Source organism: Aggregicoccus sp. 17bor-14, assembly GCF_009659535.1.
In the GTDB taxonomy this organism is placed as follows: Bacteria; Myxococcota; Myxococcia; order Myxococcales; family Myxococcaceae; genus Aggregicoccus.
In genome coordinates, this window is sequence record NZ_VJZZ01000002.1 from 37,975 (window position 1) to 64,250 (window position 26,276).

Here is a 26,276-nt window from a genome sequence, read left to right on the forward strand (position 1 = left end):
GCCGTCCGCGCGGGCCCCCTTGTCGCTGTGCAGTCCCTCTCCCCCAACGTCGTCCCGTCCGAGGTGCAGTCTTGAGTCCCTCCCCGTCCCTCCCCCTTCCGCGCTCGCTCCGCGCGCTGCTCTTCGGTGCCGTCGTGGCCGTGGTGCTGCCGGCGAGCGCCTACGCGTCCACCGCTGCCAACACCAAGATCTCCAACGTCGCGAAGGTGAACTACAAGGACGCTGGTAACAACGACCAGCCCGAGGTCGTCAGCGCTCCGGCGGACGTCACCGTCCAGCTCGTGGCCTCGGCCCCGAACCTCAGCTCGCCGGCCAACCAGACCATCCAGCAGGGCACCTCGGCGACGCTCTCGTACACCATCACCGGTACGGCGAACGGCCTGGACACGTACACCCTCGGCTCCGGCGCGACGCCCAGCAACGTCACCGGCGTCACGCCCGCCTTCCCGGCCAGCGTCCAGCTCGGCGGTACCACGCTGTCCGCGGATGCGACGGTCGGCGCCACCACCATCCAGGTGCCGTTCGACGGCAACAGCGACGGCTCGGTCAACGGCATCGCCGTGAGCGACAAGATCGTCATCGGCGGCGTCACGTACACGGTGGCGGCGATCTCCGAGAACCCGGGGACCAACCGCGCGACCATCACGCTGAGCTCCGCCATCACCGTCCTGGCGAGCGTGGGCCAGATCGTCGGCGAGACCCAGACCTTCACCGTCACCGTGGCCTCGGGCAACGTGACCGGCACCAACACCAGCGGCACGCAGACCGTGGTCTCCACGGCCACCTCGACGACCACCGCCACGGCGACGACGACCCAGACCACCCCCACGGTCATCACCGTCAACCGCTCGGTGCTCACCATCAGCAAGCTGGTCTCCATCGACGGCGGCGCGACCTTCGCGGCCACGGCGAACGCCGCGCCGGGCACCAGCCTGGTGTACAAGATCGTCGTGTCGAACGCGGGCGCCTCGGCCGCCAGCGCGGTCGTCATCACGGACGTGATTCCGGAGTACCTCTCGTACGTCGCGGGCTCCGCGCGCACGGCCCCCACCGCTGGCACCGCCTACACCTCGGCGACCGCCATCACCGACCCGGTGGACTCGGACAGCTACAGCTTCGACAGCGTGGCGCGCAAGGCGACCCTCGCGCCGAGCGGCACGCTGGCTGCCAATAGCGACATCGTCCTGTTCTTCACCGCGAAGATCGACTGACGTCTCCCCGGTAGTCCCACCACGGCCCCGCGTGCAGCGCCGCCCTCCGGCGCCGCATGCGGGGTCCGCGAGTTCCGAGCCCCTCCTCCCCGATGCCTCTCGTCCCCCACGTGAAGCGCGCTGGCCGTGTGCCCGCAGCTCCGCTCCGGCCGTCCGGTCGGGGGGGCACGTCCGGGCGCGCGGCGAGGTGGGTGCTCGGGGTGCTCGCGCTCGTGCTGTCCGGGGCCGCGCAGGCGGCCTCCGCGCCGCACGGCACCCTCATCGTCAACACCGCGTCGGCGACCTCGACCGAGGACACCACGCCCGTCACGGCCAGCGCCACGACGCGGGTGATCGTCCCCACGCCGGCCCTCATCGACTTCCTGCTGTACGCCCCCAACGTCCCGGGCGCGGCCCCCCTGCCGGTGGAGCCGAGCGTCTACCTGGACGGCCCGCAGGGCAGCCCCGCGCCCCTGTCCGCGCCCCAGTCGCTGGGCTTCTACGGCCCCATCCCGCTGGGCAGCGCCGTGCCCCTGCTGAGCACCCTGCGGGCGCACCAGGGTGAGCCGCTCTTCCTGAAGCTCACCGACCTCGACGAGAACAAGGACCCGGCCGTGCGCGAGACCGTGCTCGTCACGGTGAGCGACGCGGGCACCGGGGACACCGAGATCGTGCGCCTGGTGGAGACCGGCGTGTCCACGGGCATCTTCGCCGGCTACCTGCCCACGGTGGGCTCCGCGGCCACCCAGCAGGGCGGCGCACCCGCCGCCGCCACCGCCACCCCCTATGACGGCGTGCTGCGCGTCGCCATCGGCGACACCCTCCGCTGCCGCTACGTGGACGTGGACGACGCGCAGGACGTGACCACCGACGCGGTGCTCGTGGACCCCACGGGCGTCGTCTTCGACAGCCGCACCGGCAAGCCGGTGGACGGCGCCAGCCTCACCCTGGTGGACGTGGCCACCGGGCAGCCCGCCCAGGTCGTCGGCGACGACGGCGTGAGCCGCTTCCCCTCCACCGTGACCAGCGGCGCCGCGGTCTCGGATGCGAGCGGCCGCCGCTACACCCCGGCGCCCGGCGGCTTCCGCTTCCCGCTCGTGGCTCCCGGCCGCTACCGCCTCGACGTGAAGCCCCCCGCGGGCTACCTCGCTCCCTCGAGCGTGCCGGACGCGGAGCTCGCCGCGGGCCCGGCCGGCCCCTACGCCGTGAGCCCGGCCTCGCGCGGCGAGGCCTTCCAGGTGCTCGCGGGGCCGCCCGTCCAGACCGACGTCCCCGTGGACCCCGCGAGCACCACGCTCTGGGTGCAGAAGGTCGCGCGCAAGGCCAGCGCCAGCGTGGGCGACTTCGTCCCCTACGAGCTCACGGTGAGCAACCTGAGCGCCGCGGCGGCCGCGCGCGACGTGAGCCTCACGGACACGCTGCCCGCGGGCCTGCGCTACGTGCCGGGCTCGGCCACCCGCGACGGCGCCCCGGTGGCGGACCCCGCGGCGAGCGCGGACGGCCGCACCCTCACCTTCGCCCTGGGCGAGCTCGCCGCGGGCGGCGCGACCACCGTGCGGCTCGTGGTGCAGGTGGTGCCCGGCGCGCGCGCGGGCGGCCAGCTGGTGAACGAGGCGAGCGCGGTCTCCGGGACCACCGGCCTCGTCTCCAACCGCGCCACCGCGCCCCTGCGCATCACCGAGGCCTTCCTCACCTCGCGCGCGCTCATCATGGGCCGCGTGGTGGTGGGCGAGTGCGGCGCCACGGGGCCCCAAGACGCCCCGGGCCTCGAGGGCGCGCACGTCTTCCTCGAGGACGGCACCTGGGTCGCGAGCGACGTGCAGGGCCTCTTCCACTTCGAGGGCGTGCGCTCCGGTACGCACGTGGTGCAGCTGGACCTGGACTCGCTGCCGGAAGGCTACGAGCCGGTGCTCTGCCCCAAGAACAGCCGCTCCGCGGGCCGCGCCTTCTCGCAGTTCGTGGACCTGCAGGGCGGCACCCAGTGGCGCGTGGACTTCCACGTCCACCCGCGGCCCGCGCCCGCGGCCGTGGCCCCCGCGCCCGCGGCCGACCCGGCCCCGGCTCCCGCGAGCGAGCCCGCGCCGCTCGCGGTCGAGCAGCGCCAGCACCTGGAGGGCGGCGTGCTCCACCACGAGGTGGACGTGACCGTGCGCAGCGCCCCCTTCAAGGACGTGCGCGTGCACGTGAACCTGCCCCCGGGCGTGCGCTTCGAGGAGGGCAGTGGCAGCGTGAACGGCGCGCCCGTCGCGGACCCCGAGCGAGAGCCGGGCAGCGGGGAGCTGGTCTTCGACCTGGGCAACTCGGACGGCGAGTGGAAGCGCACCCTGCGCTACCGGGCCGCGGTGGCCCCGGACGCTCCGGCCGGCGAGCTCGCGCTGCGCGCCCACGTCACCGCGCGCGACCTGCCGGGCCGCGAGGTGGCGAGCCCTCGCAACGAGGTGATCGTGCGCGTGCGCCGCGCGCGGCTGCTGCCGGCGATCAACCTCACGCTGCGCCCGCACTTCGCGAGCTTCGGCGCGGAGCTCACGGCGGACGACCAGCGCGTCCTCGACGAGGCGGCCGAGCAGCTCTCGGGGCTCGTCATCGACCGCCTCACCGTCACCGGCCACACCGACAACCAGCCCATCTCCCCGCGCTCGCGCCACATCCACGCGGACAACCGCGCGCTCTCGCTCGCGCGCGCCGGCGTGGTGGGGCACTACCTCGCCGAGAAGCTGGGCCTCTCCCAGGACGCGGTGGTGCTGGACGGGCAGGGCGAGCTCTCGCCAATCGCGAGCAACCGCAGCGCCGTGGGCCGCGCGCGCAACCGCCGCGTCGAGGTGGAGGTCATCGGCGTGCGCCTCGGCGTGCCCGAGGTGGAGTCCATCGAGGCCGAGCCCCTCGCCGCCGAGTCCAAGGCCTCCGTCGCGCAGGCGAGCAGCACGCTGCCCGTGACGCCCGCGCCGCAGGCCGCTACGGCCGGGTCCTCCGGCGCGCAGGTCTCCGCCGGCGCCCCCGCGCTCTCCACCCCCGCGCAGGCCGGGGCGCCCTCTGCCGCCGCCGCCCCGTCCGCGGTCCCCGCCCCGGGCGCGGCGCAGGCCAGCAGCCCCGCCACCGCGCCCACCGTCCAGGCCGCGCCGGGCACCGCCGTCAGCTCCGGCAGCGCCGGCGCGCCGGGCGCGAGCAGCTCCGCCAGCGCGGGCGCGGCGCAGGCCACCCCCGGCGCCGCGGCGGCCGCGGCCGCTGCGCCCCGCCAGGGCCTGCTCAGCCCGATGGACGGCGACGTCCTGGTGGACCGCATCAACGCGGTGCAGGTGCGCGTGCGCAGCTACCTCACCGTGGAGCTGCTGCTGGACGGCAAGCCGGTGCCGCAGGAGCGCATCGGCTTCCGCGCCGCGGAGCCCGACACGCGCACCACGCTGCTCACCTACGTGGGCGTGGACTTCGGGGACGTGGGCGAGCACACGCTGCAGCTCAAGGGCACCGACCCCTTCGGCAACGTGCGCGTGAACGAGACCGCGCACCTGCGCCGCTCCAGCGAGGTCGCCGCCCTCCGCTTCGTGTCCGCCGAGGGCAACGTCGCGGACGGCCGCACGCCGGTGCGCATGCGCTTCGAGCTGCTCGATGCCACGGGCACCGTGCTGCACGCCGCCACGCGCCTGGACCTGCGCGACAGCTCGCTGCGCCCGCTGCGCCGCCCCGAGGACAGCCTCTCGCTCGAGGACGCGGCGGGCCGGCGCTGGGTGCAGATGGACCGGGACGGCTGGGTGAGCTTCGATCCCGTGCAGGCCACCGGCACCCAGCACGCCGTGGTCGCGCTCGGCGGCCTCACGGCCCGCGGCGAGACCTACGTGGCGCCCAAGCTGCGCGACTGGATCCTGGTGGGCCTCGCCGAGGGCGGCGTCGGCTACAACGCCGTCTCCAAGCACCTCGAGACCCTGCCCGCCGGGGCCCCCACCGAGGACTTCTACGCCGACGGGCGCCTCGCCTTCTACGCGAAGGGCCGCGTGAAGGGCGAGTGGCTGCTCACGCTCGCCTACGACAACACGAAGTCGCGCGCCGAGGTGGGCAACAGCCTCTTCCAGACCATCGACCCGAACACGTACTACACGCTGTACGGGGACGGGACGCTGCAGCAGTACGACGCGCCGAGCGCGCGCAAGCTGTACGTGAAGATCGAGCGCGAGCAGTACTACGCGCTGTTCGGCGACTTCGACACCGGCCTGGGCGCCACCGACCTGTCGCGCTACAGCCGCCGCCTCAACGGCGTGAAGACCGAGCTGCGCCTGAAGCACCTGGACGTCAACGCCTTCGGCACCCAGACCGACCTGGCCTACGCGCGCGAGGAGCTGCAGGGCGACGGCACCTCGGGCCTGTACCGGCTCGCGCGCGGCGGCCTCACGGCCAACGGCGAGAAGGTGACCATCGAGGTGCGCGACCGCTTCCGCACCGAGGTCGTCCTCTCCACGCGCACCCTCACGCGCTTCATCGACTACTCCATCGACTACGACACGGGGACGCTCTTCTTCCGCGAGCCCATCCCCAGCCGGGACCTGGCCTTCAACCCGGTGTTCATCGTGGTGGAGTACGAGACGCGCTCGCTGGACGGGCAGCACCTCACCGCGGGCGGCCGCGCGGGCCTCAAGCTGCTGGACAACCGCCTGAAGCTGGGCACCACCGTGGTGCACGAGGACCGGGGCGAGCGCGCGGGCACCCTCTACGGCGCGGACTTCGAGGCGGACCTGACGCCCACCGTCAAGGTGCGCGCCGAGCTCGCGCACACCGAGGGGCAGCGCGCGGACGGCACCGAGGGCGACGGCACCGCCTACCTCGCCGAGGTCTCGCACCGCAGCCACGACTGGGACGCGCGCGCCTACGCGCGCCTGCTGCCCGGCGACTTCGGCCTGGGCCAGCAGGCGCTCACCGAGACCGGCACCCGCAAGCTCGGGGTGGACGCGGCCTACCGCTTCACGGACCACCTGCAGCTGGGCGGCACCGGCTACCGCCAGCACGTGTTCAGCACGGACGCCACGCGCGACGTGGCCGAGGCGCGCTTCGGCTACACGCAGGGCCTGTCGGGCGCGAGCGTGGGGCTGCGCTACGCGGAGGACCGGCTCGCGGACGGCAGCGAGCACCTGTCCACGCAGGCCATGGCGGGCACGAAGCTCGCGCTGCTCGAGGACCGGCTGGTGCTCTCGGTGGAGCACGCCCAGTCGCTCGTGAACGACGAGAACGTGGACTACCCCACCCGCACCCTCTTCGGGGCCGAGTACAAGCTCACCCGCAAGGTGACGCTGCTGGGCGCCGAGGAGCTGACGTGGAAGGACGGCGTGGCCACCGCCGCCACCCGCCTGGGCGTGCGCTCCACGCCGTGGACGGGCGCCACCGTGAGCTCCTCCATGGAGAGCCAGCTGCGCGAGAACAGCGAGCGCCTCTTCGGCACCCTCGGCCTGCGCCAGACCCTGCAGCTGAGCGAGGCGTGGCGCGCGGACTTCGGGCTCGAGCGCACCCAGACCTTCAGCCGCGAGGGCACCTACCTCTTCAACCCCGCCGTGCCCCTGACCTCGGGCGCGAGCGAGGACTTCACCGCGGCCTCCACCGGCGCGACCTACCAGGTGCGCCGCTTCCTCTGGGACTCGCGCGCCGAGCTGCGCCTGGGCGAGCTGAGCCGCCGCTGGAACCTGCTCAGCGGCCTGGTGACCGAGACGGGCGCGGCCTGGGGCTGGACGGGCCGCCTGCAGCTGCTGGACGAGCACCAGCACGCGACGGGGCAGGGCACGCGCACCGCCGCGCTGCGCCTGGGCCTCGTCTACCGCCCGCCGGAGACGAGGTGGATCGTGCTCGACCGCCTGGACCTCATCCACGAGCGGCGCACGGGCAGCACCGACCCGGGCACCGGCACGCGCCTGGTGAACAACCTCAGCCTCAACGCGCGCCCCGGCGAGAAGCTGCAGGTGTCCGTGTTCGCGGGCGCGAAGTACACGCGCGAGCAGCTGCTCGGCACGGTGCAGGCCGGCTACACGGACGAGCTCGGGCTCGAGGGCCGCTACGATCTCACCGAGCGCCTGGACGTGGGGCTGCGCGCGAGCGCCCTGCACGCCTGGCGCGGGGGCCAGCTCGCCTACAGCGGCGGTCCCTCGGTGGGCTACAACGTGGTGGAGAACATGTGGCTGAGCGCCGGCTACAACGTCTGGGGCTACGAGGACCGTGACTTCGTGGCCTCCAATTACGCCGTGCAGGGCCCCTACGTGCGCCTGCGCGTGAAGCTGGACCAGCAGACGGTGCACGACGCCGCCCGCTGGCTCTTCGGACAGTGACCATGGCTGCCCCCTCCTCCTCGCTCGCGAAGGCCGCGCTGCTCCTGTGCCTCGCGGTGGCGCTCGCCCCGTCGCTGGGCCGCGCGCAGACCTTCCCCGTCACCCAGTGCGCTGCGGATCGCTTCCGCTCCGACCTGGGCTGCACCGCGGGCGACGTGTCCATCACCGGCATCAAGCTCGCGCCTGGCGGCCCCACCTCCTGCGTGGGCGGCACCAGCGTGACGGCGGACCTGGACATCACGGTGAACTTCTCCACGCCGGACCGCTGGGACATCGGCATCTTCCTGGTCAACGACGGCAAGCCGCCCATGGCGATGTCCAGCAACGGCGGCGCCGCCGTCTGCTCCGTGGGCGTGCTCCCCACCACCGCGCCCTTCCTGGACCTGGACGGCGCGTCCATCGGCATCCCGGCGGACACCTGCGGCGACGGCAACGGCCGCATCAACGGCAACACCGGCTCGGGCGTGTTCCGCATGACCGGCGTACCCGTGCGCTGCCAGGCCATCAACCTGAGCGGCGGCAACCTCTACATCCCCTTCGTGGTGTCCTGGGACAACCAGTCGAGCCCCTCGGGCTCCACCTGCCGCTCGAACGCGGACCCCGTCCCCAACACCAAGTCCAAGTGCAACTCGCCCAACACGACCGTGGCCACTGAGGTGGCCTACGGCACGGTGCCGGTGGTGGTGCTGCCGCAGATCACCAAGACGAACAACACCCCCAACGCGACCATGGGAGGCACCAGCGTCTATACGGTCGTCATCACCAACACGACCGGCGTGTCGCTCTCGGGCGCGAGCTTCGCGGACCCGGCCATCACCGGTCTCAACGTCACGGGCGTGAGCTGCGCGGCGGGCGGCGGCGCGACCTGCCCCGCGGGCCTCACCGTGGCGGGCGTGCAGGGCGCGGGCGTCACGCTGGCGACCATGCCGGTCAACAGCACGCTGACCTTCACCCTCACCGGCACCGTGACGGCCGCCGCCGGCGCGACGCTGACCAACACCGCCTCGGTGAGCGTGGCGGGACAGAGCAACACCGCGAGCGACACGGACCAGGTGCTGCCGCGCATCACCGTGCGCGCGCAGACCACCGGCGGCACCGCAGCCTTCAACTACACGGGCACCAACGGCGTGGGCACCTTCTCGCTCAACACGGCGACGGCGAACCCGCAGACCTCCACCACCTTCAACGCCACGGCGCTGAACACCGCGACGACCATCACCCAGACCCCGCCCGCGCTCTGGACGGTGGGCTCGGCGAGCTGCACCGACGGCAGCTCCAGCTTCGGCAGTCTCTCCGGCAACGTCCTCACGCTCGCTGCCTCGGACCTGACGGCCGGCCGCAACATCGTCTGCACCTTCAACAACCGCCCGCTCGGCGCGGACCTCGCCGTCACCGCCGCGGTGAACACGCCGGTGCCGACCGCCGGCAACACCGTCACCTTCACGCTGACGGTGACGAACCTCGGGCCGGACCCCACCACGGGCGCGGTGCTCACCGGCGCGTCGCTGCCCGCGGGCTACACGCTGCTCTCGAGCACCGCGAGCCAGGGCACCTACAGCGCGGGCACCTGGACCATCGGCGCGCTCCCGGTGGGCGGCACGGTCACCCTCACGATCACGGCGCGGGTGAATGATCGGGACGTGGCGCCAGCCGCCAGCGCCTACAGCTTCACGACCACCGCGAGCAGCAACCTGGCGGACACCGTCACCGCCAACAACAGCGCGACCGCCAGCGTCACCCCGCCCGTGCCCCGCCTCAGCTTCGTGAAGGTGGCGGACCGCACGACCGCTCGCCCCGGCGACGTCATCACCTACACCATCACTGTCACCAACACGGGAACGGGCAGCGCCAGGAGCGTGATCATGCTCGACCCGCTGGACGAGTACGTGGCCATGGGGCTCAACGCCTACGGCACGAACGTGGCCTTCAGCTCCACCGACAGCACCCCGGCCTCCGGCCTCACCATGCCCGCGCCCGCCTACTCGAACAGCAGCACCACGTGGACGGCGTACACCGCCACCTCCGGCGGAGGCGGCGCGCCGGCGGGCTACGACAACAACGTGCGCCAGTGGCGCCTCCCGATGAACGGCACGCTGCGCCCCGGCGGCAGCCTCACGGTGCGCTTCCAGACGCGCATCAAGTAGGTGCGTGCGGCGGGGCTACCGGCCCGCAGGCCCAACCGGTCTCGCCCGTCCAGTCCCCACTGGAGACCCACCACTTCGAGAGGTCGGGCATCCACGTCAGCTCCGGCGCGGAGGAGGCAGCGAGGTCCAGCGGCTGCCCGCGCACCTGATTGTCCGGAGAGACGAGGTGGAGGATGAGGCGAGGGCGTCCGTCCACCAGGGAGCCGGTGAGTGCAAGCGCCAGGTCGCCTGCCGTACCGAACGCGGTCACGAGCCGAGGCGTTCCCATGGCGCGTCCTTCGAAGACGCGCAGCGGCAGAGTGGGCGAGAGGGGCCGCACGAGGTCGACGGCGAGGTGATCTCCATCGGGTGCGCTGAAGGTGGTCAGCCAGCTCATCACGGGCGAGCCCGCAGCTGTGCTCGTCACCCCCAGCTCTGTCATGCCCGGAGCGCCCTCGTAGGCCGTGAGGGCGGAGCGCGACGCGAGCGCGCCGGACACCGTGCGAAAGAGGACCCTGCGGGCGCCGGAGGCCTCAGTGCTCAGCGCCGCCACCCCGAACTCCGCCGTGCCCACCGCCGTCACCCCTCCGAGACTCAGCCAGCTGCCGGTGCTCACGCCGGGCGCCGTCGCGCCGAGCTCCGCCTCCTCGAGGAGGGGGGCCCGCGCAAGCGACGCGAGCTCGGGCGAGAGGAGCTGGCCCTGGACCTGCCCCGCCTCCAGCCACGCCACGAGGAGGCGCTGGCGGGTGCCATCCAGCGCCAGGTGGGGCGTGGCCCCGCTCAGCCCCTCGAGCGTCTCGGGCCCCGCGGCGAGCGAAACGTCGCCCCACTTCTCACCGTGCGCGATGCGCACGATGCGCGAGCGCTGCGAGCCCGAGGACGACTCTGCGCCGCTCCACAGCACGATGGCCCCGTCCCCGAGCGGGATGGCGCGCACCGTCTGACTCAGGAGGGCAGGGAAGGCCGCAGCCTCGAGGCGGAGGCGGGGGCCCGCAGGCTCGAGCTGCGGAGTGAGCAACTGGTAGGACACCTGGGTGTTCCAGTCGTAGTCACTGCTCCAGGTGACGAGCGCGTAGCCACGGGGAAAGACGAGCAGCTTGCCGGGCAGCCCGACCGGGAGCGCCCCCGTGTCGACGCGGCCGTCGCAGTCGTTGTCCAGCCCGTCGCAGCGCGTCTCCAGCGCCTCGTAGGTGGGCCCGTAGGAGGCAGCGGTGCAGGTCTGCTCGAAGGCTCCGTCCACGCAGCCGCGACGGACGCGCGCGCAGACGCCGGCGCTCAGCTCACACGGCTGCACGCGCACGCGCTCCTGGCAGACGGTGCCCGGGAGCGCGACACATTGCTTGTCGACGCAGTCGAAGCCCGTGGCGCAGTGCTCCCGCACCTGGCACGTGTCCGCATAGCCGCCCAGTTGCTGCGGGTCGGGAACCGCACAAGCAGCCACGGCCAGGAGGGAGAGGGCGGTAGGAAGCGCGAGCGCCTTCATTCCCGGCAAGCTAGCGGATGCGGTAGCAGCGTGCGGAGGGGACCGGGCGTGCGTCTCAATCTGGACGCCCTGCCGACACCGATCAGCGCCGCGCCCGCGAGCCACGCGCCGGCCGCCGCGGCTGCTCGCAGCGGCGGATGCAGCGCACCACCTCTGCCGGGTCGTCGGTGACGGTGAGCAGCTCGAGGTCCGACGGCGCGATGCAGCCGCTCGCCAGCGGTGCGTCCCGCAGCCAGCGCAGCAGTCCCTCCCAGTAGCGCCGGCCGACGAGCACCACCGGGAAGCGGTAGATCTTCCCCGTCTGGATGAGCACCAGCGCCTCGAACAGCTCGTCGAGCGTGCCGAAGCCGCCGGGGAAGATGACGAAGGCGCTCGAGTACTTCACGAACATCGTCTTGCGCATGAAGAAGTAGCGGAAGGTCACCAGGGTGCTGACGTATGGGTTCGCGGCCTGCTCGAAGGGCAGCTCGATGTTGCACCCGATGGAGCGCCCGCCGCCCTCGCGCGCGCCGCGGTTGGCCGCCTCCATGATGCCGGGGCCGCCGCCGGTGATGACGCTGTAGCCAGCCCGGGCGAGCCGGCGGCCCACCTCCACCGCCGCGGCGTACTCGGGCGCCTCCGGGGCGGTGCGCGCGGAGCCGAACACCGAGACGCCCTTCTCCACGCCCGCGAGCGCGTCGATGCCCTCCACCAGCTCGGCCGTCATCCGCATCACCCGCCACGGGTCGGTGTGGGTGAAGGCGTCCGCGGGCTGGGAGGCCTGGAGGAAGTGCTCGTCCGCGGTGGTGCCGTCGTCGTCGCGCAGGCTGTGGTCCACCTTGGCCGGGCGTGCGGGGCCTTCCGGGCGCAGGGCCTTCTGGAAGTGGAAGCGCAGCTGCTCGAGCGCGTCCGCCTCGGCGGGGAGGCGGCGGTTGGCGGGCAGCGAGCGGGGGCGAACACGGGACGGGCGGCGCTTCATCCACGACTCCAGGGTGACGAAGGGGTTGAATCCGGGGCGCGGCTGGACCACGAAGGGAGGCATGGGCTCCCCCACGGACACTCGCACGCCGGCCGCGGCCGCTGGCACCTTCGACCTGCTCGCTGCCGCCCGGCAGACGGTTGCCGCCGCCGGCTTCGAGGTGGACCTCTCCCCCGAGGCGCTCGCCGAGGTGGCGCGGCTGCCCGCAGGGAGTCCCACGCTGCAGCCCCGCGTGAGGGATCTGCGCGAGGCGCTGTGGAGCTCCATCGACAACGAGGACTCGCGCGACCTCGACCAGATCGAGGTGGCCGAGGCCCTGCCGGGCGGAGACGTGCGGGTGTGGGTGGGAATCGCGGACGTGGACGCGCTCGTGCCCCGGGGCAGCGCGCTGGATGCGCGGGCCGCGCACAACACCACGTCCGTGTACACCGGCCCCGCGGTGTTCCCCATGCTGCCCGAGCGGCTCTCGTGTGACCTGAGCTCGCTCAACCCCGGCGTGGACCGGCTCGCGATGGTGATGGAGCTGGTGGTGCGCCCGGACGGCACGCTGGTGAGCAGCGACGTGTTCCGCGCGCTCGTGCGCAACCACGCGAAGCTGTCCTACGACGCCGTGGGTCCCTGGCTCGAGGGGCGCGCCGAGCTGCCCGCGGAAGTCGCGCGGGTGGCGGGGCTCGAGGCGCAGCTGCGGCTGCAGGACGAGGCCTCGCGCCGGCTCAAGCGCTGGCGGCTGGAGCACGGCGCGCTCGAGTTCGAGACCGTGGAGGCGCGTCCCGTGATGGAGGGCGAGAAGGTGGTGGACGTGAAGCTCACGCCCAAGAGCCGCTCGCGCGAGCTGATCGAGGACCTGATGGTGGCGGCCAACGGCGCGATGTCGCGCTGCCTGGATGCGTACAAGCGCTCGGCGATCGCCCGGGTGGTGCACACGCCCCGGCGCTGGGACCGCATCGTCGAGCTCGCGCGCGGGGCCGGCACCGAGCTGCCCGCCACGCCGGACGCGGTGGCGCTCGCGGGCTTCCTGCGGGCGCGCCGCGCGGCGGACCCGGCGCACTTCGCCGAGCTGTCGCTCTCGGTGGTGAAGCTGATGGGCGCGGGCGAGTACGCGCTCGAGCCGGCGGGCGCGCCCAACCTCGGCCACTTCGCGCTCGCGATGGCGGACTACACGCACGGCACCGCGCCCAACCGGCGCTACGCGGACCTGGTGACGCAGCGGCTGCTCAAGGCCGCGCTCGCGGGCCAGCCCGCGCCGTACTCCGACGAGGAGCTCGCGGCGATCGCCCAGCGCTGCACCCAGATGGACACCGCGGAGCGCAGGGTGGAGCGGCAGCTGCGCAAGGTGGCCGCGGCGCTGCTGCTGCGCAGCCGCATCGGCGACACCTTCGACGCCATCGTCACCGGGGCCGCGGACAAGGGCGTCTTCGTGCGCCTGCTCGCCCCGCCCGCGGAGGGGAGGGTGGTGCGCGGCGAGGCAGGGCTCGACGTGGGAGACGCCGTGCGGGTGAAGCTGCTCGCGACCGAGCCCGCCAAGGGCTTCATCGACTTCGCGAGGGCGTGACGAGGCAGCCGCGTCGTTCGCGACGCGCTTCGAGAGAAGGCCGCGTTCGTGTCAGCAGCCGTCCCCGGCTTAGGCTCGGAGGCCATGGTGACGAGACTGGTGATCGTGGCCGTCGTTGCGTTGTCCTGTCTGTGCGCCCAGCCCTCCCAGGCCTGCAGTTGCAGGAGGGAGGGCAAGCAGGATCTCGCCACCGAGCTTCGAGAGGCTCGCAAGTCCGCGAGCCACATCTACTTCGCACGGGTCCAGTCGACGGACGGTAGGAGCTTCGGGGGAACGGCGACGGTGCAGGTGCTGGAGAGCTTCAAGGGAGCGCTCGCGCTGGGCACCCGGCTCGAGCTGCCCTCGGGTGGCGGAGGAGACGGCACAATCGGGTTCGAGCCGGGTGAGAGCTACCTCGTCTACGCGTATGGGACGCCGGCCTGGGCTCGAAGGCGGCCGAGGCCACCGAGGCGCTGAAGGCACAGCGACCCTTCTGGACAGGCGGCTACTACGACGAGAAGGAACCGGACCGCCTGGTCGCCCTCGGGCTCTCCAAGGACCTGCGCGCCTTCGAGCTCATCCAGACTCCCAGCTCCGCGACACCGGAGATGTGCCGCCAGCAAGTGGCGCGGCGTGAGCCCGAAGTAGGCCAGCGCGGCCCGCGCCTCGGCCTGCACGTCCGTGGCGTCTGCCTCTTGGGAGTCGCCCTGGTAGGAGCCGCTCAGCAGGGGGCTTTCCTGCGCCGGTTCCCGTGATGGCAAAGAGCAGACTGCTCGCCATATCTGTTCAAGTTCCCTGCAATGGATCTAAAAAAGGCCAATTAAATTTAGGGCTTGATTGAATTGATTGTTGCCCATATCTGTTCAAGTATCTGTTCATGCTTGCTGCCGAAGACGTGCTTTCCACGCTTGCCAGGATGCAACCCGTCGGAGCGAGCGAGCTGGCCGCTGCGCTCGGGACCTCCCGACCGACGGTCTCTCGCTTCCTCCAGGGACTCGGCGATCGGGTCTGTCAGATGGGGCGTACGCGGGGCACGCGCTACGTGCTCACGCGTGCGCTCGAGGGACTGGGCAGCCGGCTCCCGCTCTGGCGCATCACGGAGGCGGGCCGCGCCGAGAGCCTCGGGGAGCTGCATCTCCTGGCCACCGGAGACCACTGGCTGCAGCGCGAGCACGCGCCCGCAATCCTCTTCGAGGGCATCCCGCCCTTCGTCGTGGACATGAGTCCCCAGGGCTACCTGGGACGCACTTTCGCGCTCCGTCACCCGGAGCTCTCGCTGCCCGAGCACCTGCAGCGGTGGACCGACGATCAACGTCTGCTCGCGCTGGCTCGCCGCGGAGAGGATTGCGTCGGCAATCTGGTGCTCGGGCGTGAATCATTGGATCGCTGGCTTCAGGACGAGGTGCGACCTGTGCAGCGGGAGTCCTATCCGAAGCTGGCCACCGGCTCGGCGCAGAACCCCGAGGGCTCCTCGGCAGGAGGTGAGCAGCCGAAGTTCCTGGCCTTCGTCGAGGGCAGGCACGTCTTGGTGAAGTTCGTGGGTGGAGATGGCGCGGCAGCGGATCGGCGCCGCGACCTCCTTGTCTGCGAGCACCTCGCGCTCGAGCACCTCCGGGAGGCAGGAGTCGACGCCGCGCGCTCGCGCTGGTTCGACCTCGGCGGCTTTCGCTTCCTGGAGGTGGAGCGCTTCGATCGCGTCGGGCTGCGGGGGCGGCGCGGACTCCTGTCGCTCGCCGCGCTCGATGCGTACGTAGGGGCGGGGCGGGGCTGGCGGGCTGTCGCGCGCGGCCTGCGAGAGCAGGGGTGGCTGGATGCAGGCCAGGAGCAGCGCGTGCGCTGGCTGGACGTCTTCGGCCAGCTCACCGGCAACACCGACCGCCACCTGGGCAACCTCTCGCTCTTCGCCGAGGTCGACGCGACGCCCCTGCAGGTAGCCCCCTGCTACGACATGCTGCCGATGCTCTTTGCCCCCCACGACCTCCAGGTCGTGGAGCGGGACTTCAAGCCCGAGCCGCCTACCTCGGAGACGCTCGACGTCTGGAGCACCGCTGCAGCGCAGGCCAGCGCGTACTGGGAGCGCCTCGCTGCGAGCCCGCACCTCGGTGACGCGCTGCGCGCGCGCGCCGAGCACTGCGGCGCCCAGCTCGCGCAGCTGCGCGCGCGCGTCGCGCTCTAGGCGGCACCCGCCGCGGTGACGGAGGGCGTGCGCACCCGCCAGCACACCCGCACACGCGGGCCTACGACTTACGTCGCCACGGGAAAATGCCGTAGTCTTCGAATGCGGGTCGCTTCTGCCCCGCCCTTCCGAAAGGCGCCCTTGAGCCCCGCTCCCGCCGCCTCACCGTCGTCCGCGACCGCCGCGCTGCGCACCGCGCACGGCACGCTCCGTCACTCCCTCATCGCGCTGGAGCGCTGCGAGGACGCCGGGCTCGTCTCCGCGCTGCGCGCGCTCAAGCCCGCGCTGGAGCAGAACCTGGCCGCGAAGGACCAGCTGTACCAGGACTCGGCGAAGGCGTTCGAGCGCGCGGGGCAGCCCGGGCCGGCGCAGATCCTCCGCATCTTCGAGCAGAACATGGGGCTGGTCTCGAGCAGCGTGCGCGGGTTCCTCGCGAGCATCGACTCGGCCAAGGACCCGCGCAGCCTGCGAGACCGGCTGCCCACCGTGGTGCGCGTGCTGCGCGAGCGCATGGACAGCGAGGAGCGGGCGGTCTTCCCGCTCTTCGACCGCAGCGCCACCCTCTGAACCCTTCCCGCCGCCTGCCGGAGCCCTCCGTGACTGCACCGTCCGTCGAACTGCTGCCCCACCATGGCCTCGCGGCGCTGGGAGGCGAGCCTCACGTCTTCCACTGCCACCACTACAACTGCTTCCTGCAGAAGGCGGTGCTCGACCAGGGCGCGCTGGTGGATGCGCCGGAGCTGCTCACCGCGCCCGCCGCCGAGGTCGCGCTCACGCAGCTGCGCACGCTCGGTGCGACGCGGCAGCAGGCCGAGGAGCTGTTCCGGGTGCTCGGCTTCGGCCGGGTGGACCTCTCGGGCGTGGGGCGCGGGGGCGGCACCGCGCGCCTCTCGGGCTCGCACTACGCGCTGGGCTGGCTCTCCAAGTTCGGGCGCGCCTCGCAGCCCGTGTGCTTCATGCCCGCGGGGTGGGTGGAGGGCGTTGCGCGCCACCTGCACGGCGCGGCCTTCACGGCCCGCGAGGTGGAGTGCGTGGCGGCCGGCGGCAAGGAGTGCCGCATCGAGGTGACGCCCGGCGGCCCCGAGCGCGCTGCGTCGCCCGGGCTCGGCACCCTCTCGAAATTCGGCGCGAGGCCTCCCGCGGCCCTGGCGACTTCGGTGGACGAGGCCAGCATCATCGCCGCGTGCGCGGGTCTGCCGCTGGGCGGCGACGCGGAGGGCACGGTGCACGCCTTCGGCGTGAGCCTCACGCGCCACTACGCGAACTACTACAACCTGCTGAGCTACCGCTTCGACGCAGCCATGGCCTCAGCGGCCGGCGAGGCGGCGCAGACCGCCGCGCGCATGCTGCTGGTGGAGGCGGGCCGCGTCTGCGCCTTCCACACCTTCGGCGGCATCATGGAGAGCGCGGAGTGGGAGGCGCTGGTCAAGCCGCAGTGCCGCACGCGCGAGGACTGGCTCTACGGCATGGTCGCGGCGGTGAACGCGCTGGGCTGGGGCCGCTGGTCGGTGGCGCAGGTGAGGCCGGGGCAGCGCATCGAGATGGTGGTGGATGGCAGCTACGAGTCCAACGGCCACCTCGCCGCCTTCGGGAAGTCGGACGGGCCGCGCTGCTTCCTGGTCACCGGCGGCGTGGCCGGCCTGGCCAACCTGCTCTACAACGCGGACATCACCGAGAGGCCGGACCTCACGCCCGCCTTCTACGCGCAGACCTTCCAGCGCCCGGGCTTCTTCGTGGCGCGCGAGGTGGAGTGCCGCTCCCAGGGGGCGGCCGCCTGCCGCGTGGTGGCGGAGCGGCTGTGAGCGCGCGGCGCGACCGGCTGCGCGGCGCCCGCTTCCCGGTGGGCGCGGGCGTCACCGCCGAGGTGCGCCGCAGCTGCCGCAACGAGCTCAAGGTGCTCTACGAGGCCGAGTCCTTCCCGGGCGCCACCTGGGAGGCGCTCGCGGCGCTGGGCAGCGCGAGCTACCTGCGCGCGAGCCAGCTCAACCCCGCGATGAGCGACCTGTGCCGGGTGACGCTCGCGGGCGGCGCGCTGCTGGAGGGGGCCGTGGGCGGCCGCCTGCTCGTGGCGCTCTACCGCGGGCGCGGCCGCCTGCGGCAGCGCCACCACGTGGAGCGGCTGCTCGGCAGGGGCTGAGGTCCTCGCGTCCCCCGGGCGTGCGTGCGCGCCTCGACGGGCGCGCCCTCACCACCGCTCAGGGCAGCAGCTGCAGGTAGAGCAGGTCGCTGCGGTCCTCCGGGAGGATGCGCTCACCGTCGAGCTCCACCTCGGCGTCCACCGAGCCTGCGACCACGAGGCGCCCCCGGGGCTGCAGCGCGAGCCCGCTCAGCTGGATGTGTCGATCGAGGGTGCGCGTCCACGTGGGCGTACCGTCCGCCGCGTAGCGCGCGACGAAGGGCCCGGGCTGCAGCGTGCCCAGCCCCAGGTCCCCCGCCGCGAGCAGCAGCCCGCGCACGGTGAGCCGGTCCTCCCCGTCGAGCGCGAGCTGCTCCACGAAGCCCTCGCCGGCCTCCGGCAGCTCCCGCGCCCACCGCTCGGCGCCGTCCGGAGCGAGCGCACCCAGCAGCACGTCCGGCACGCTGCCCGCGCCCTTGCTCTCCAAGGTCTGCGAGGCAAAGCGCAGCGTGCCGCGCAGCTCGCCGCCGAAGTACACCGTCCCCTCCGCGCCCGCCGCGAGCGCTCTCACGCTGGCGAGGCGCGTGGCCTCGAGGCGGCGCACCCACACGGGCTCCCCCTGCGCGCCGAGGCGCACGATGAAGCCGGTGCCCACGTCCTCCTCGGCCTCCCGGGCCATGCCCGCGACGAAGGCCTCCCCCGCGGGGCCCAGCGCCACGGCGGTGCCCGCGCCGCGCTGGGCGCCAGCCGTCAGCGCGGCGAGTGCCGTGCTCCAGCGGGTGCGGCCCGCGGAGTCGAAGCGCGCGACGATGAGGCTGCTCGCAGCGCCCGCCTCCGCGCTCCCCAGCGGCCCCGCGCCGAGGTCGACGCGCCCCTCCACCGCGCCCGTGAGCAGCGCGTCGCCCTCGGGCCCCGCCGCGAGCCCGCCGACCGAGACGTTCCCCTCTTCGGCCCCGCGCACGGTGGGCACGAAGCCCCGGCTCCACAGGTGCCGGCCGCGCGCCCCGAAGCGCGCGAGGAAGAGGGCGCCGGAGCCCTCTGCCCGAGGCAGCGCTCCGCCGCCCAGGTCCGGCGCGCCCGAGTAGGTGCCGGCCACCAGCAGCTCCCCGGTGGGCGTGGCGGCGAGGGCGAGCCCCACGGCGCCGTCGCCCGTGCGGCTGCGGCGGAAGGAGCGCGTCCACTGCAGCGCGCCTTGCGCGTCGTAGCGCGCGAGGACGAGGTCTCGCTCGCCCACGAGGCTGGGGCCTCCGAAGGTGCCGGAGTCGCTGCGCCCCAGCGCGGCGAAGCCTCCGTCCGGAAGCCCCGCGAGGGCCCGCACGTCCATCGAGCCCGAGAGGGCGTGGCCCGCCACGCTGATGCGCTGGTGCCAGCCGAGAGCCCCACCGTCACCGAGCGCCGCCGGGGGCAGCGCAGGCGCGCGCTCGGGAAGTCCCGCGGTGTCGAGCTGCACCAGCACCACGTCCTGCCTCGCCACCGGGACGAGGGTGCGCCCGTCCAGCTGTGCGGGCGTGAAGAGCACCGCGGCGAGTAAGGTGCGTCCCCCGGGCTGCGGCGCCTGGGCGGCGACCTGCAGGCGCGGGTCGAGCGTGAGCGCGGCACGCGTCGCACCGTCCGCGGAGAGGCGCGCGAGAATGGGCCCGGGCAGCAGCGGACCGGTGCCCAGGTCCGCCACGCTGAGCAGCTCCCCGCGCAGCAGCAAGCCGCCGTCCGGCTCCACGAAGAGCTGGGAGGCCGTGCCCTCGCCGAGGCCCGGCAGCGCGCGCGCCCAGCGCGGCGTGCCTGCGGAGTCGAAGGCGCCCAGCAGCAGGTCCGGCCCGGCGCCGCTGTCGAAGCGGTGGGGGCGACGGCTCTCGAGCTCCTTTCCGGCGAAGCGGAAGGTGCCCGAGAAGTCGCCCGCGAAGTACACGCTGCCCTCCGGCCCCACCGCGAGCGAGCGCACCCGCTGCCCGGTGTCGCCCGCCACCGCCTCGCCCTCGAGGCGGTGCAGCCACTGCCGCCGGCCATCCGGGGTGAAGCGCGCGACGAAGGCGGTGCCGCTCACCTCCTCGCCCGGGCTCGCGGCGCCCGCCACGAGCACGTGGCCGGTGGTGGGGTCCGCCGCCACCGCCGTGCCGTAGGAGAGGTCCGCGCCCGCGACCGCCTCCTCGAAGGCGGTGGCCCACAGGGCCGTGCCGTCGGCAGAGAGCTTGGCGAGGAAGAAGTGGCCCTGCGTCTCGCGCGCCTCGCTGCCCAGGCGCCCCGTGCCGAAGTCCACCGCGCCCTGGAAGCTGCCCGTGACGAGCAGGTTGCCCTGCGCATCCAGCGCGAGGTCGCGCAGCACCATGAACCCCGTGCGGCGCACCCCGTTCACGCGAACGTGGGAGGCGAAGGCGCGGCTCCACAGCGTGCGCCCGTCGGGGGCGAAGCGCGCGAGGAAGGCGGACGCACCGAAGCCCGCCTCCGGCAGCGCGCCGGCGCCCAGGTCCGGCGCGCCCGTGTAGTTGCCGCCGACGAAGCTGTCGCCCGCGGGCGCCACCGCGACCGCCGCGGCGGAGGGCCCCGCGAAGCCCGCGTCGAGGGGGAAGTTGCGCACCCACGCCGGCGCGCCCTCGGGGGTGTAGCGCGCGAGGGCGAAGGCCGTGGTGCCGGCGAGCGGGCCGCTGCCCAGCTCGAGGTTCGCGCCGCTCGCGAGCAGCACCAGGTTCCCGGCGCGGTCACTCCCCAGCTCCTGCACCTGGGCGTAGCCCTCGGCCGTGCCGTACTGGCGCACCCACCCGACGAGAGACGCGGCGGGCTCGGCGGGAGCCTGGGCCGGCGCGAGGGGCCCGGCTTCGAGCGGCGGCGGCGGCGCGGCGTCCTCCGGCGGCGGGCCCTCCGCACACGCTCCACAGACGAGCAGCAACCCCAGCGCCCAGCCCCGTCGCCCGCCCATGCCCGCCCCCCTCCGCCCACGGGGAAAGGTGGCACCGCAGGGGACGCGCGAAATCGTCCCGGCCCTTCGGGAGCCGAGGCCCGGCGGTGGAGCAGACGGGCAGGCGCGCTGCGGCGCCTCAGTGCACCGTCGCGTGCGTCGCGGGGCTGATGGCGTGCACCTCGCCCGTGTCCAGGTCGTACACCTCGCGCACCAGGGTCACGCGGCCCTCCTGGACTGCGCGGCGCAGCAGCTCGCTCTTCGCGAGCAGCCGGTCCGCCTGGAGGTTCACGTTCGCCTCCACGCCGTGGATGCCGGCGCGCTCGGACTCCGGCAGCGGCGCGAGCGCGGGCGCGATGTCGTCCACGAGGCTCGCGAGGTTCGGGCTCTCGGGCTCCTCGCGCGAGGCGGCGGCGGCCACCGCGCCGCAGCGCTCGTGGCCGAGCACCACGATGAGCCGCGTGCCCAGGTGCGCCACCGCGTACTCGAGGCTCGCGATGGCCGCCGTGTCCGCCACCTCTCCCGCGGCGCGCACGACGAAGAGGTCGCCCACGCCCTGGTCGAAGATCTGCTCCGGTGGCACGCGGCTGTCCGAGCAGCTGAGCACCGCGGCCTTCGGGTGCTGCGCCTGCGCGGTCTCGGCGCGGCGGGCCGCGCTGTCGCGCCTCTCGGGCGCTTCGTGGAGGTAGCGCTGGTTGCCCTGCTGCAGCTCCCTCCACGAGGTCGCGCCGTCGGGGCCCGCGTCGGGGCTGGCGTGGGGGACGGGAGCCTGGGCGAGGGCCGCACTGGCGACGAGGGGGACGAGCAGGGCGCGAGACATGAGGGCTCCCGGTTGCGAGAGGACGGGCTCTTGGGAAACCCGCGGTCTCAGGGCGGCCATACCGCCCGCGTGGGTGTCCTGCGGGGAGGGGGGACGCAATCGGGAAACACCCCGAGGCGTAGGGCCTCTGACCGCCCCGCCCGAGGTGTCCCTTGCTCCGCATCACCGGCCTGTCGAAGACCTACCCCCACGGCGTCCAGGCGCTGAAAGGGGTGAACCTCTCCATCGGCCGGGGGCTCTTCGGCCTGCTCGGCCCCAACGGCGCGGGCAAGAGCACGCTGATGCAGACGCTCGCGACCCTGCAGACGCCGGACGAGGGGAGGGTCACCTTCGACGGCCTGGACATCCTGAAGGACCCCCAGGCCCACCGCCGCCACCTCGGCTACCTGCCGCAGGACTTCGGCGTGTACCCGGGGGTGAGCGCGCGCGAGCTGCTCGAGCACCTGGCCGTGCTCAAGGGGCTCACCGACCGCAAGGCGCGCCGCGAGCAGGTGGACGCGCTGCTGCAGCAGACCAACCTGTACGCGCAGCGCAAGCAGGCGGTGAGCAGCTTCTCGGGCGGCATGCGCCAGCGCTTCGGCATCGCGCAGGCGCTGCTGGGCAGCCCGCGCCTCGTCATCGCGGACGAGCCCACCGCAGGGCTGGACCCCGAGGAGCGCAACCGCTTCCACAACCTGCTCGGGGAGATCAGCGAGAGCGTGGTGGTCATCCTCTCCACGCACATCGTGGAGGACGTGCGCCAGCTGTGCCCGCGCATGGCCATCCTCGCGGGCGGCCAGGTGCTGCGCGAGGGCGCGCCCGAGGAGCTGGTGCGCGAGCTGGAGGGGCGCGTGTGGCGCAAGACGGTGGGCAAGGGCACGCTCGAGGCGTACCGCAGCGCACTCCCCGTGCTCAGCACGCAGCGGGCCGCGGGCCGCACGCAGGTGCACGTGCTCGCGGACGCGCCGCCGGAGGAGGGCTTCGAGCCCGCGCGGCCCGACCTCGAGGACGCCTACTTCTCGGCGCTGCTCTCGCGGCGGGCGGCGTGATGCGCGAGCTGCTCGGGTTCGAGTGGCGCTACCACACGCGCCGCGTCAGCTTCCTCGCCGCATCCCTGCTCTTCCTCGGCGCGGGGCTGGTGCTGCCCAGGACGGGCTACGGGCCGGACAAGGTCCTGCTCAACGCGCCCACCGTCATCATGCAGTCGGTGGGGCTGCTCTCCCTGCTCTCCATCTTCGCGCTCACGGTGTTCGGCGCGGACGCGGCACTGCGCGACGGCGAGCACCGCATGGCGCCGCTGGTCTTCGCCTCGCCCGTCACGAAGCCGCGGCTCTTCGGCGCGCGCTTCCTCGGGGCCCTGCTCGCGAGCAGCGCGGCCTTCGCGTTCACGCTGGTGGGGCTGCTCGCGGGCGTGCTGTGGCTCGCGCCGGACCCCTCGCGCGTGGGGGCGGTGCACCTGGGGGACTACCTCTGGGCCTTCCTGCTGCTCGCGCTGCCCAACATGCTCTTCGCCGGCGCGCTGCTCTTCGGCGTGGCGCTCGTCACCCGCAGCGCCGCGGCGAGCTACGTCGCGGGCGTGCTCGCGTACGTGCTGTACTTCATCGGCGCCTTCTTCTCGGGCTCGCCCATCATGGCGCAGACCGCGCCGCTCACGCCCTCCGGCATGGCGCTCGCCGCGGTGCTGGACCCCTTCGGCCTCGCCGCACTCTTCGAGCAGACGCACCTGTGGACACCGCAGGAGCACGACGTGCGGAGCGTAGCGCTCGCGGGCCACATGCTGCTCAACCGCGCGGTGTGGACGGCGGTGAGTCTCGGGCTGCTGGCGGGCGCGTACGGGCTGTTCCGACGGAGGCTGCCGCGGGGGACGAAGCGCGCGCGGGTGCAGGCCGTGGAGGCCGCGCATCCGACGGTGGCCTACCGGCCGCTGCCCACGCAGGCGGGGCCGCGGGCGCAGGGGGCCGCGCTCCTCTCCACCACCTGGCGCGAGCTGCGCGCGGCGCTCTTCGGCTGGCCCTTCCTCACCCTGATGGCGCTGTGGGCGGGCAGCGCGACGATGGAGCTGGTGCAGGGGGCGCTGAAGGGCGAGCTGGGCACGCCGAGCTACCCGACCACGGCCCTGCTGCTCGAGCTCATCCAGCAGCCACTCATGCTCTTCGGCACGGTGCTGCTCGTGTACTACAGCGCCGAGATCGTCTGGCGCGAGCGCCTGGTCCACGTGGCCGACCTGCTGGACGCGACGCCGGTGACGAGCAGCGTGCTCTTCCTCGCCAAGGCCGCCGCGCTGTGGGGTGTGCTGGGCGTGATGGTGCTGCTCACCGTGGTGCCGGCGGTGGCCTTCCAGCTCGCGAGCGGCCTGCCGCACCTCGCGCTCGCGCCCTACCTCTCGCTCGGGCTCTTCGTGCTGCTGCCGCTGGGGCTCTTCGCCATTGCGGCGCTCTTCGTGCAGACGCTGAGCCCGCACCGGCACGTGGGCATGCTGCTCAACCTGGTGCTCGCGGTGGCGGTGCTCGGCGGCGAGGGGCTCGGGCTCGAGCACCCGCTGCTGCGCTACGCCGGCGCGCCGCGCGTCTCCTACGGGGAGATGAGCGGCTACGGGCCCGAGCTCGGCTCCTTCCTGCTCTTCATGGCCTACTGGTCCGCCTTCGCCGCGCTGCTCGCGCTCGTCACGGCGGGGCTGTGGCGCCGCGGCCGCGTCACGGCCCTGCGCACGCGGCTGCGGCGCCTGCCGGGGCAGTGGGGGCGCCCGGGAGCCATCGCCGCGGGGGTGTGCGCGCTGCTGCTGGTGACGACCGGCGCGCTCGCGTTCCGCGGGGGCAACGTGCGCCACACCTGGGAGTCCTCCGAGGCGCGCGTGCAGTGGCGCGTGGACTACGAGCGGCGCTACGGGCAGCTGCAGCACGTGCCGCAGCCGCAGGTGGTGGGCGTGCGCGCGGACGTGGACCTCTTCCCCGCGCAGGGGCGCTACGCCGCACGCGGCACGCTGCGGCTGCGCAACGAGACGCAGGCCCCCATCGACACGGTGTGGGTGACGCTGGACCGGGAGCTGCAGGGCGTGCAGCTCACGCTCTCGGGCGCGCACGAGCGCGAGCACGACGCGCGCTTCGGCACCTGGGCCTTCGCGCTGCTGCGGCCGCTGCCGCCGGGTGGGGAGGCGGAGCTCGCCTTCGCGCTCGCCACCGAGGCGCCCGGCATCCGCGCTGCGGACTTCGACCCCTCGGTGGTGGAGAACGGCAGCTACCTCACGGGTGGGCAGGCCTTCCCGCAGGTGGGCTTTCGCCAGAGCTTCCTGCTGCGGGACCCGGACGAGCGCCGGCTGCGCGGCCTGCCCCCGCTCGCGCCCGTGCCCGGGCCCGAAGAGGCGGACGCACCGCAGACCCGCGACCCGTGGATGACGTTCGAGACCACCGTCTCCACCTCCGCGGACCAGGTGGCAGTGTCACCCGGGCGGCGGGTGAAGCAGTGGGAGTCGGGCGGCCGGCGCTACTTCCAGTACGCGAGCGATGGGCCGATGAGCCCCAACGTCTCGTACGCCTCGGCGCGCTACGAGGTGCGGCGCGTGCAGCACCGCGGCGTGGACGTGGAGGTGTACTTCCACCCCGCGCACCGCATGAACGTGCCGCGCATCCTCGAGGCCGCCACGCACTCGCTGGACCTCTTCTCCGAGGCCTTCGGCCCCTATCCGCACGGCTCGCTGCGCATCGTGGAGGTGCCCAGCACCTGGGGCTTCGGCGCCTACGCGCAGCCGGGCATCGTGTGGTTCACCGAGGACCGCGGCTTCCTCACCGACCTGCGCCGCCCCGGCACCCTGGACCTGGTGACGAAGAGGGTGGCGCACGAGGTGGCGCACCAGTGGTGGGGGCACCTCGTGGACCCGCCGCAGGTGCAGGGACGCCTCGCCATCGTGGAGACGCTCGCCAAGTACGGAGAGATGCGGGTGCTGGGGGAGCTGTACGGCGAGCCCGCGCTGCGCGAGCTGCGCGCCTTCGAGCTGCAGCGCTACCTCTCGGGCCGCGCGGCGCTGGGCAAGGAGGAGCCGGCGCTGGACCGCGTCCTGGACGAGGCGCACGTCTACTACTCGAAGGGCGCGCTCGTGATGGCGGGCGCGCAGGAGGTGCTGGGCACGGCGGCGGTGGACCGTGCGCTCAGGCGCCTCGTGGAGACGCAGGCCTATCCGCACCGGCCCACCTCTCGAGACCTGCTCGCCTTGCTGGAGGAGGGGACGACGCCCGAGCAGCGCGCGCTGCTCGAGTCCTGGATGAAGGAGCGCATCCTCTACGACCTGCAGGTGCGCGAGGCGAGCTGCGCGCGCGTGGCCGGAGGCTTCCGGGTGACGGCGGTGGTGGCGGCCCGGCGCACCGCGCTGCGCGAGGGGCAGGAGGTGGAGCTGCCGATGGATGAGCCGGTGGAAGTAGCGCTGCTGAGTGAGGACCCGGAGCGCGACTTCTCCGCGCAGACGGTGCTCCGGCGCGAGCGGCTGCAGGTGCGCGGGCCGCTGCAGACGCTCACGCTCGACGTGCAGCAGTGCCCCGCGTACTTCGCCGTCGACCCCTTCCTGCGGCGCGTGGACAAGGACCGCATGGACGACGTGCTCGCGGTGGACCGCCGGTAGCGCATCCCCCTCGAGCGCGCTTCGCGCTCCTCTGCCCGCTGGGCAGCTGGCGTCCGGGACGAGGCCACTGTCGCCCACATTCTGGACGAGACGGGTCCAATTGCC

The 26,276-nt window shown here is 73.6% G+C and carries 14 protein-coding genes; 10 read left to right on the forward strand and 4 right to left on the reverse strand.

Annotation, left to right across the window (positions count from 1 at the left end):
- The first annotated feature begins 71 nt into the window (after positions 1-71).
- The 3 genes from FGE12_RS04020 (at position 72) to FGE12_RS04030 (ending at position 9,630) form a co-directional block, all read left to right on the forward strand.
- Positions 72-1,211: a DUF11 domain-containing protein gene (locus tag FGE12_RS04020; RefSeq protein ID WP_153864933.1), complete on the forward strand. Its 1,140-nt coding sequence runs from the start codon at positions 72-74 to the stop codon at positions 1,209-1,211.
- Between the two features lie 200 nt (positions 1,212-1,411).
- The gene (locus FGE12_RS04025) at positions 1,412-7,486 is read left to right on the forward strand and encodes an OmpA family protein (RefSeq protein WP_153864934.1); all 6,075 of its coding nucleotides are present in this window, start codon (positions 1,412-1,414) and stop codon (positions 7,484-7,486) included.
- 2 nt (positions 7,487-7,488) lie between these two features.
- Complete coding sequence (locus tag FGE12_RS04030; RefSeq protein WP_153864935.1) at positions 7,489-9,630, forward strand: DUF11 domain-containing protein; 2,142 nt, start codon at positions 7,489-7,491, stop codon at positions 9,628-9,630.
- On the opposite strand, the gene FGE12_RS04035 is transcribed toward FGE12_RS04030, so the two are convergent.
- Together FGE12_RS04035 and FGE12_RS04040 are read right to left on the reverse strand one after the other, a co-directional pair.
- Entirely contained in the window at positions 9,623-10,990 is a 1,368-nt protein-coding gene (locus FGE12_RS04035) for a putative metal-binding motif-containing protein (RefSeq protein ID WP_194797570.1), read from the reverse strand. The genes FGE12_RS04030 and FGE12_RS04035 overlap by 8 nt on opposite strands.
- Positions 10,991-11,174: 184 nt before the next feature.
- A complete protein-coding gene (locus FGE12_RS04040; RefSeq protein WP_228530569.1) occupies positions 11,175-12,113 on the reverse strand; it encodes a TIGR00730 family Rossman fold protein in 939 nt (312 codons plus the stop codon).
- Here FGE12_RS04040 and FGE12_RS04045 point away from each other — a divergent pair.
- The 5 genes from FGE12_RS04045 (at position 12,112) to FGE12_RS04065 (ending at position 17,894) form a co-directional block, all read left to right on the forward strand.
- Positions 12,112-13,602, forward strand: coding sequence for an RNB domain-containing ribonuclease (locus tag FGE12_RS04045; protein ID WP_153864937.1), 1,491 nt, complete (start codon positions 12,112-12,114; stop codon positions 13,600-13,602). The genes FGE12_RS04040 and FGE12_RS04045 overlap by 2 nt on opposite strands.
- Positions 13,603-14,458: 856 nt before the next feature.
- On the forward strand, positions 14,459-15,757 hold the full coding sequence (gene yjjJ, locus FGE12_RS04050; protein WP_153864938.1) for a type II toxin-antitoxin system HipA family toxin YjjJ: 1,299 nt from the start codon (positions 14,459-14,461) through the stop codon (positions 15,755-15,757).
- A 141-nt stretch (positions 15,758-15,898) separates the two neighbouring features.
- A complete protein-coding gene (locus FGE12_RS04055; RefSeq protein WP_194797572.1) occupies positions 15,899-16,324 on the forward strand; it encodes a hemerythrin domain-containing protein in 426 nt (141 codons plus the stop codon).
- A 29-nt stretch (positions 16,325-16,353) separates the two neighbouring features.
- The gene (locus FGE12_RS04060; RefSeq protein WP_153864940.1) at positions 16,354-17,559 is read left to right on the forward strand and encodes a 4-vinyl reductase; all 1,206 of its coding nucleotides are present in this window, start codon (positions 16,354-16,356) and stop codon (positions 17,557-17,559) included.
- Entirely contained in the window at positions 17,556-17,894 is a 339-nt protein-coding gene (locus tag FGE12_RS04065) for a hypothetical protein (protein ID WP_153864941.1), read from the forward strand. The genes FGE12_RS04060 and FGE12_RS04065 overlap by 4 nt, the downstream gene beginning before the upstream one ends.
- A gap of 58 nt (positions 17,895-17,952) precedes the next feature.
- On the opposite strand, the gene FGE12_RS04070 is transcribed toward FGE12_RS04065, so the two are convergent.
- Together FGE12_RS04070 and FGE12_RS04075 are read right to left on the reverse strand one after the other, a co-directional pair.
- Complete coding sequence (locus tag FGE12_RS04070; protein WP_153864942.1) at positions 17,953-20,784, reverse strand: hypothetical protein; 2,832 nt, start codon at positions 20,782-20,784, stop codon at positions 17,953-17,955.
- Between the two features lie 118 nt (positions 20,785-20,902).
- Positions 20,903-21,583, reverse strand: coding sequence for a carbonic anhydrase (locus FGE12_RS04075; RefSeq protein ID WP_153864943.1), 681 nt, complete (start codon positions 21,581-21,583; stop codon positions 20,903-20,905).
- A 152-nt stretch (positions 21,584-21,735) separates the two neighbouring features.
- Here FGE12_RS04075 and FGE12_RS04080 point away from each other — a divergent pair, with 152 nt between their 5' ends.
- A complete protein-coding gene (locus FGE12_RS04080) occupies positions 21,736-22,611 on the forward strand; it encodes an ABC transporter ATP-binding protein (RefSeq protein WP_153864944.1) in 876 nt (291 codons plus the stop codon).
- Positions 22,611-26,171 (forward strand): M1 family aminopeptidase, encoded by a 3,561-nt coding sequence (locus tag FGE12_RS04085; RefSeq protein WP_153864945.1) that lies wholly within the window; start codon positions 22,611-22,613, stop codon positions 26,169-26,171. Before FGE12_RS04080 ends, FGE12_RS04085 begins: the two co-directional genes overlap by 1 nt.
- Positions 26,172-26,276 lie beyond the last annotated feature (105 nt).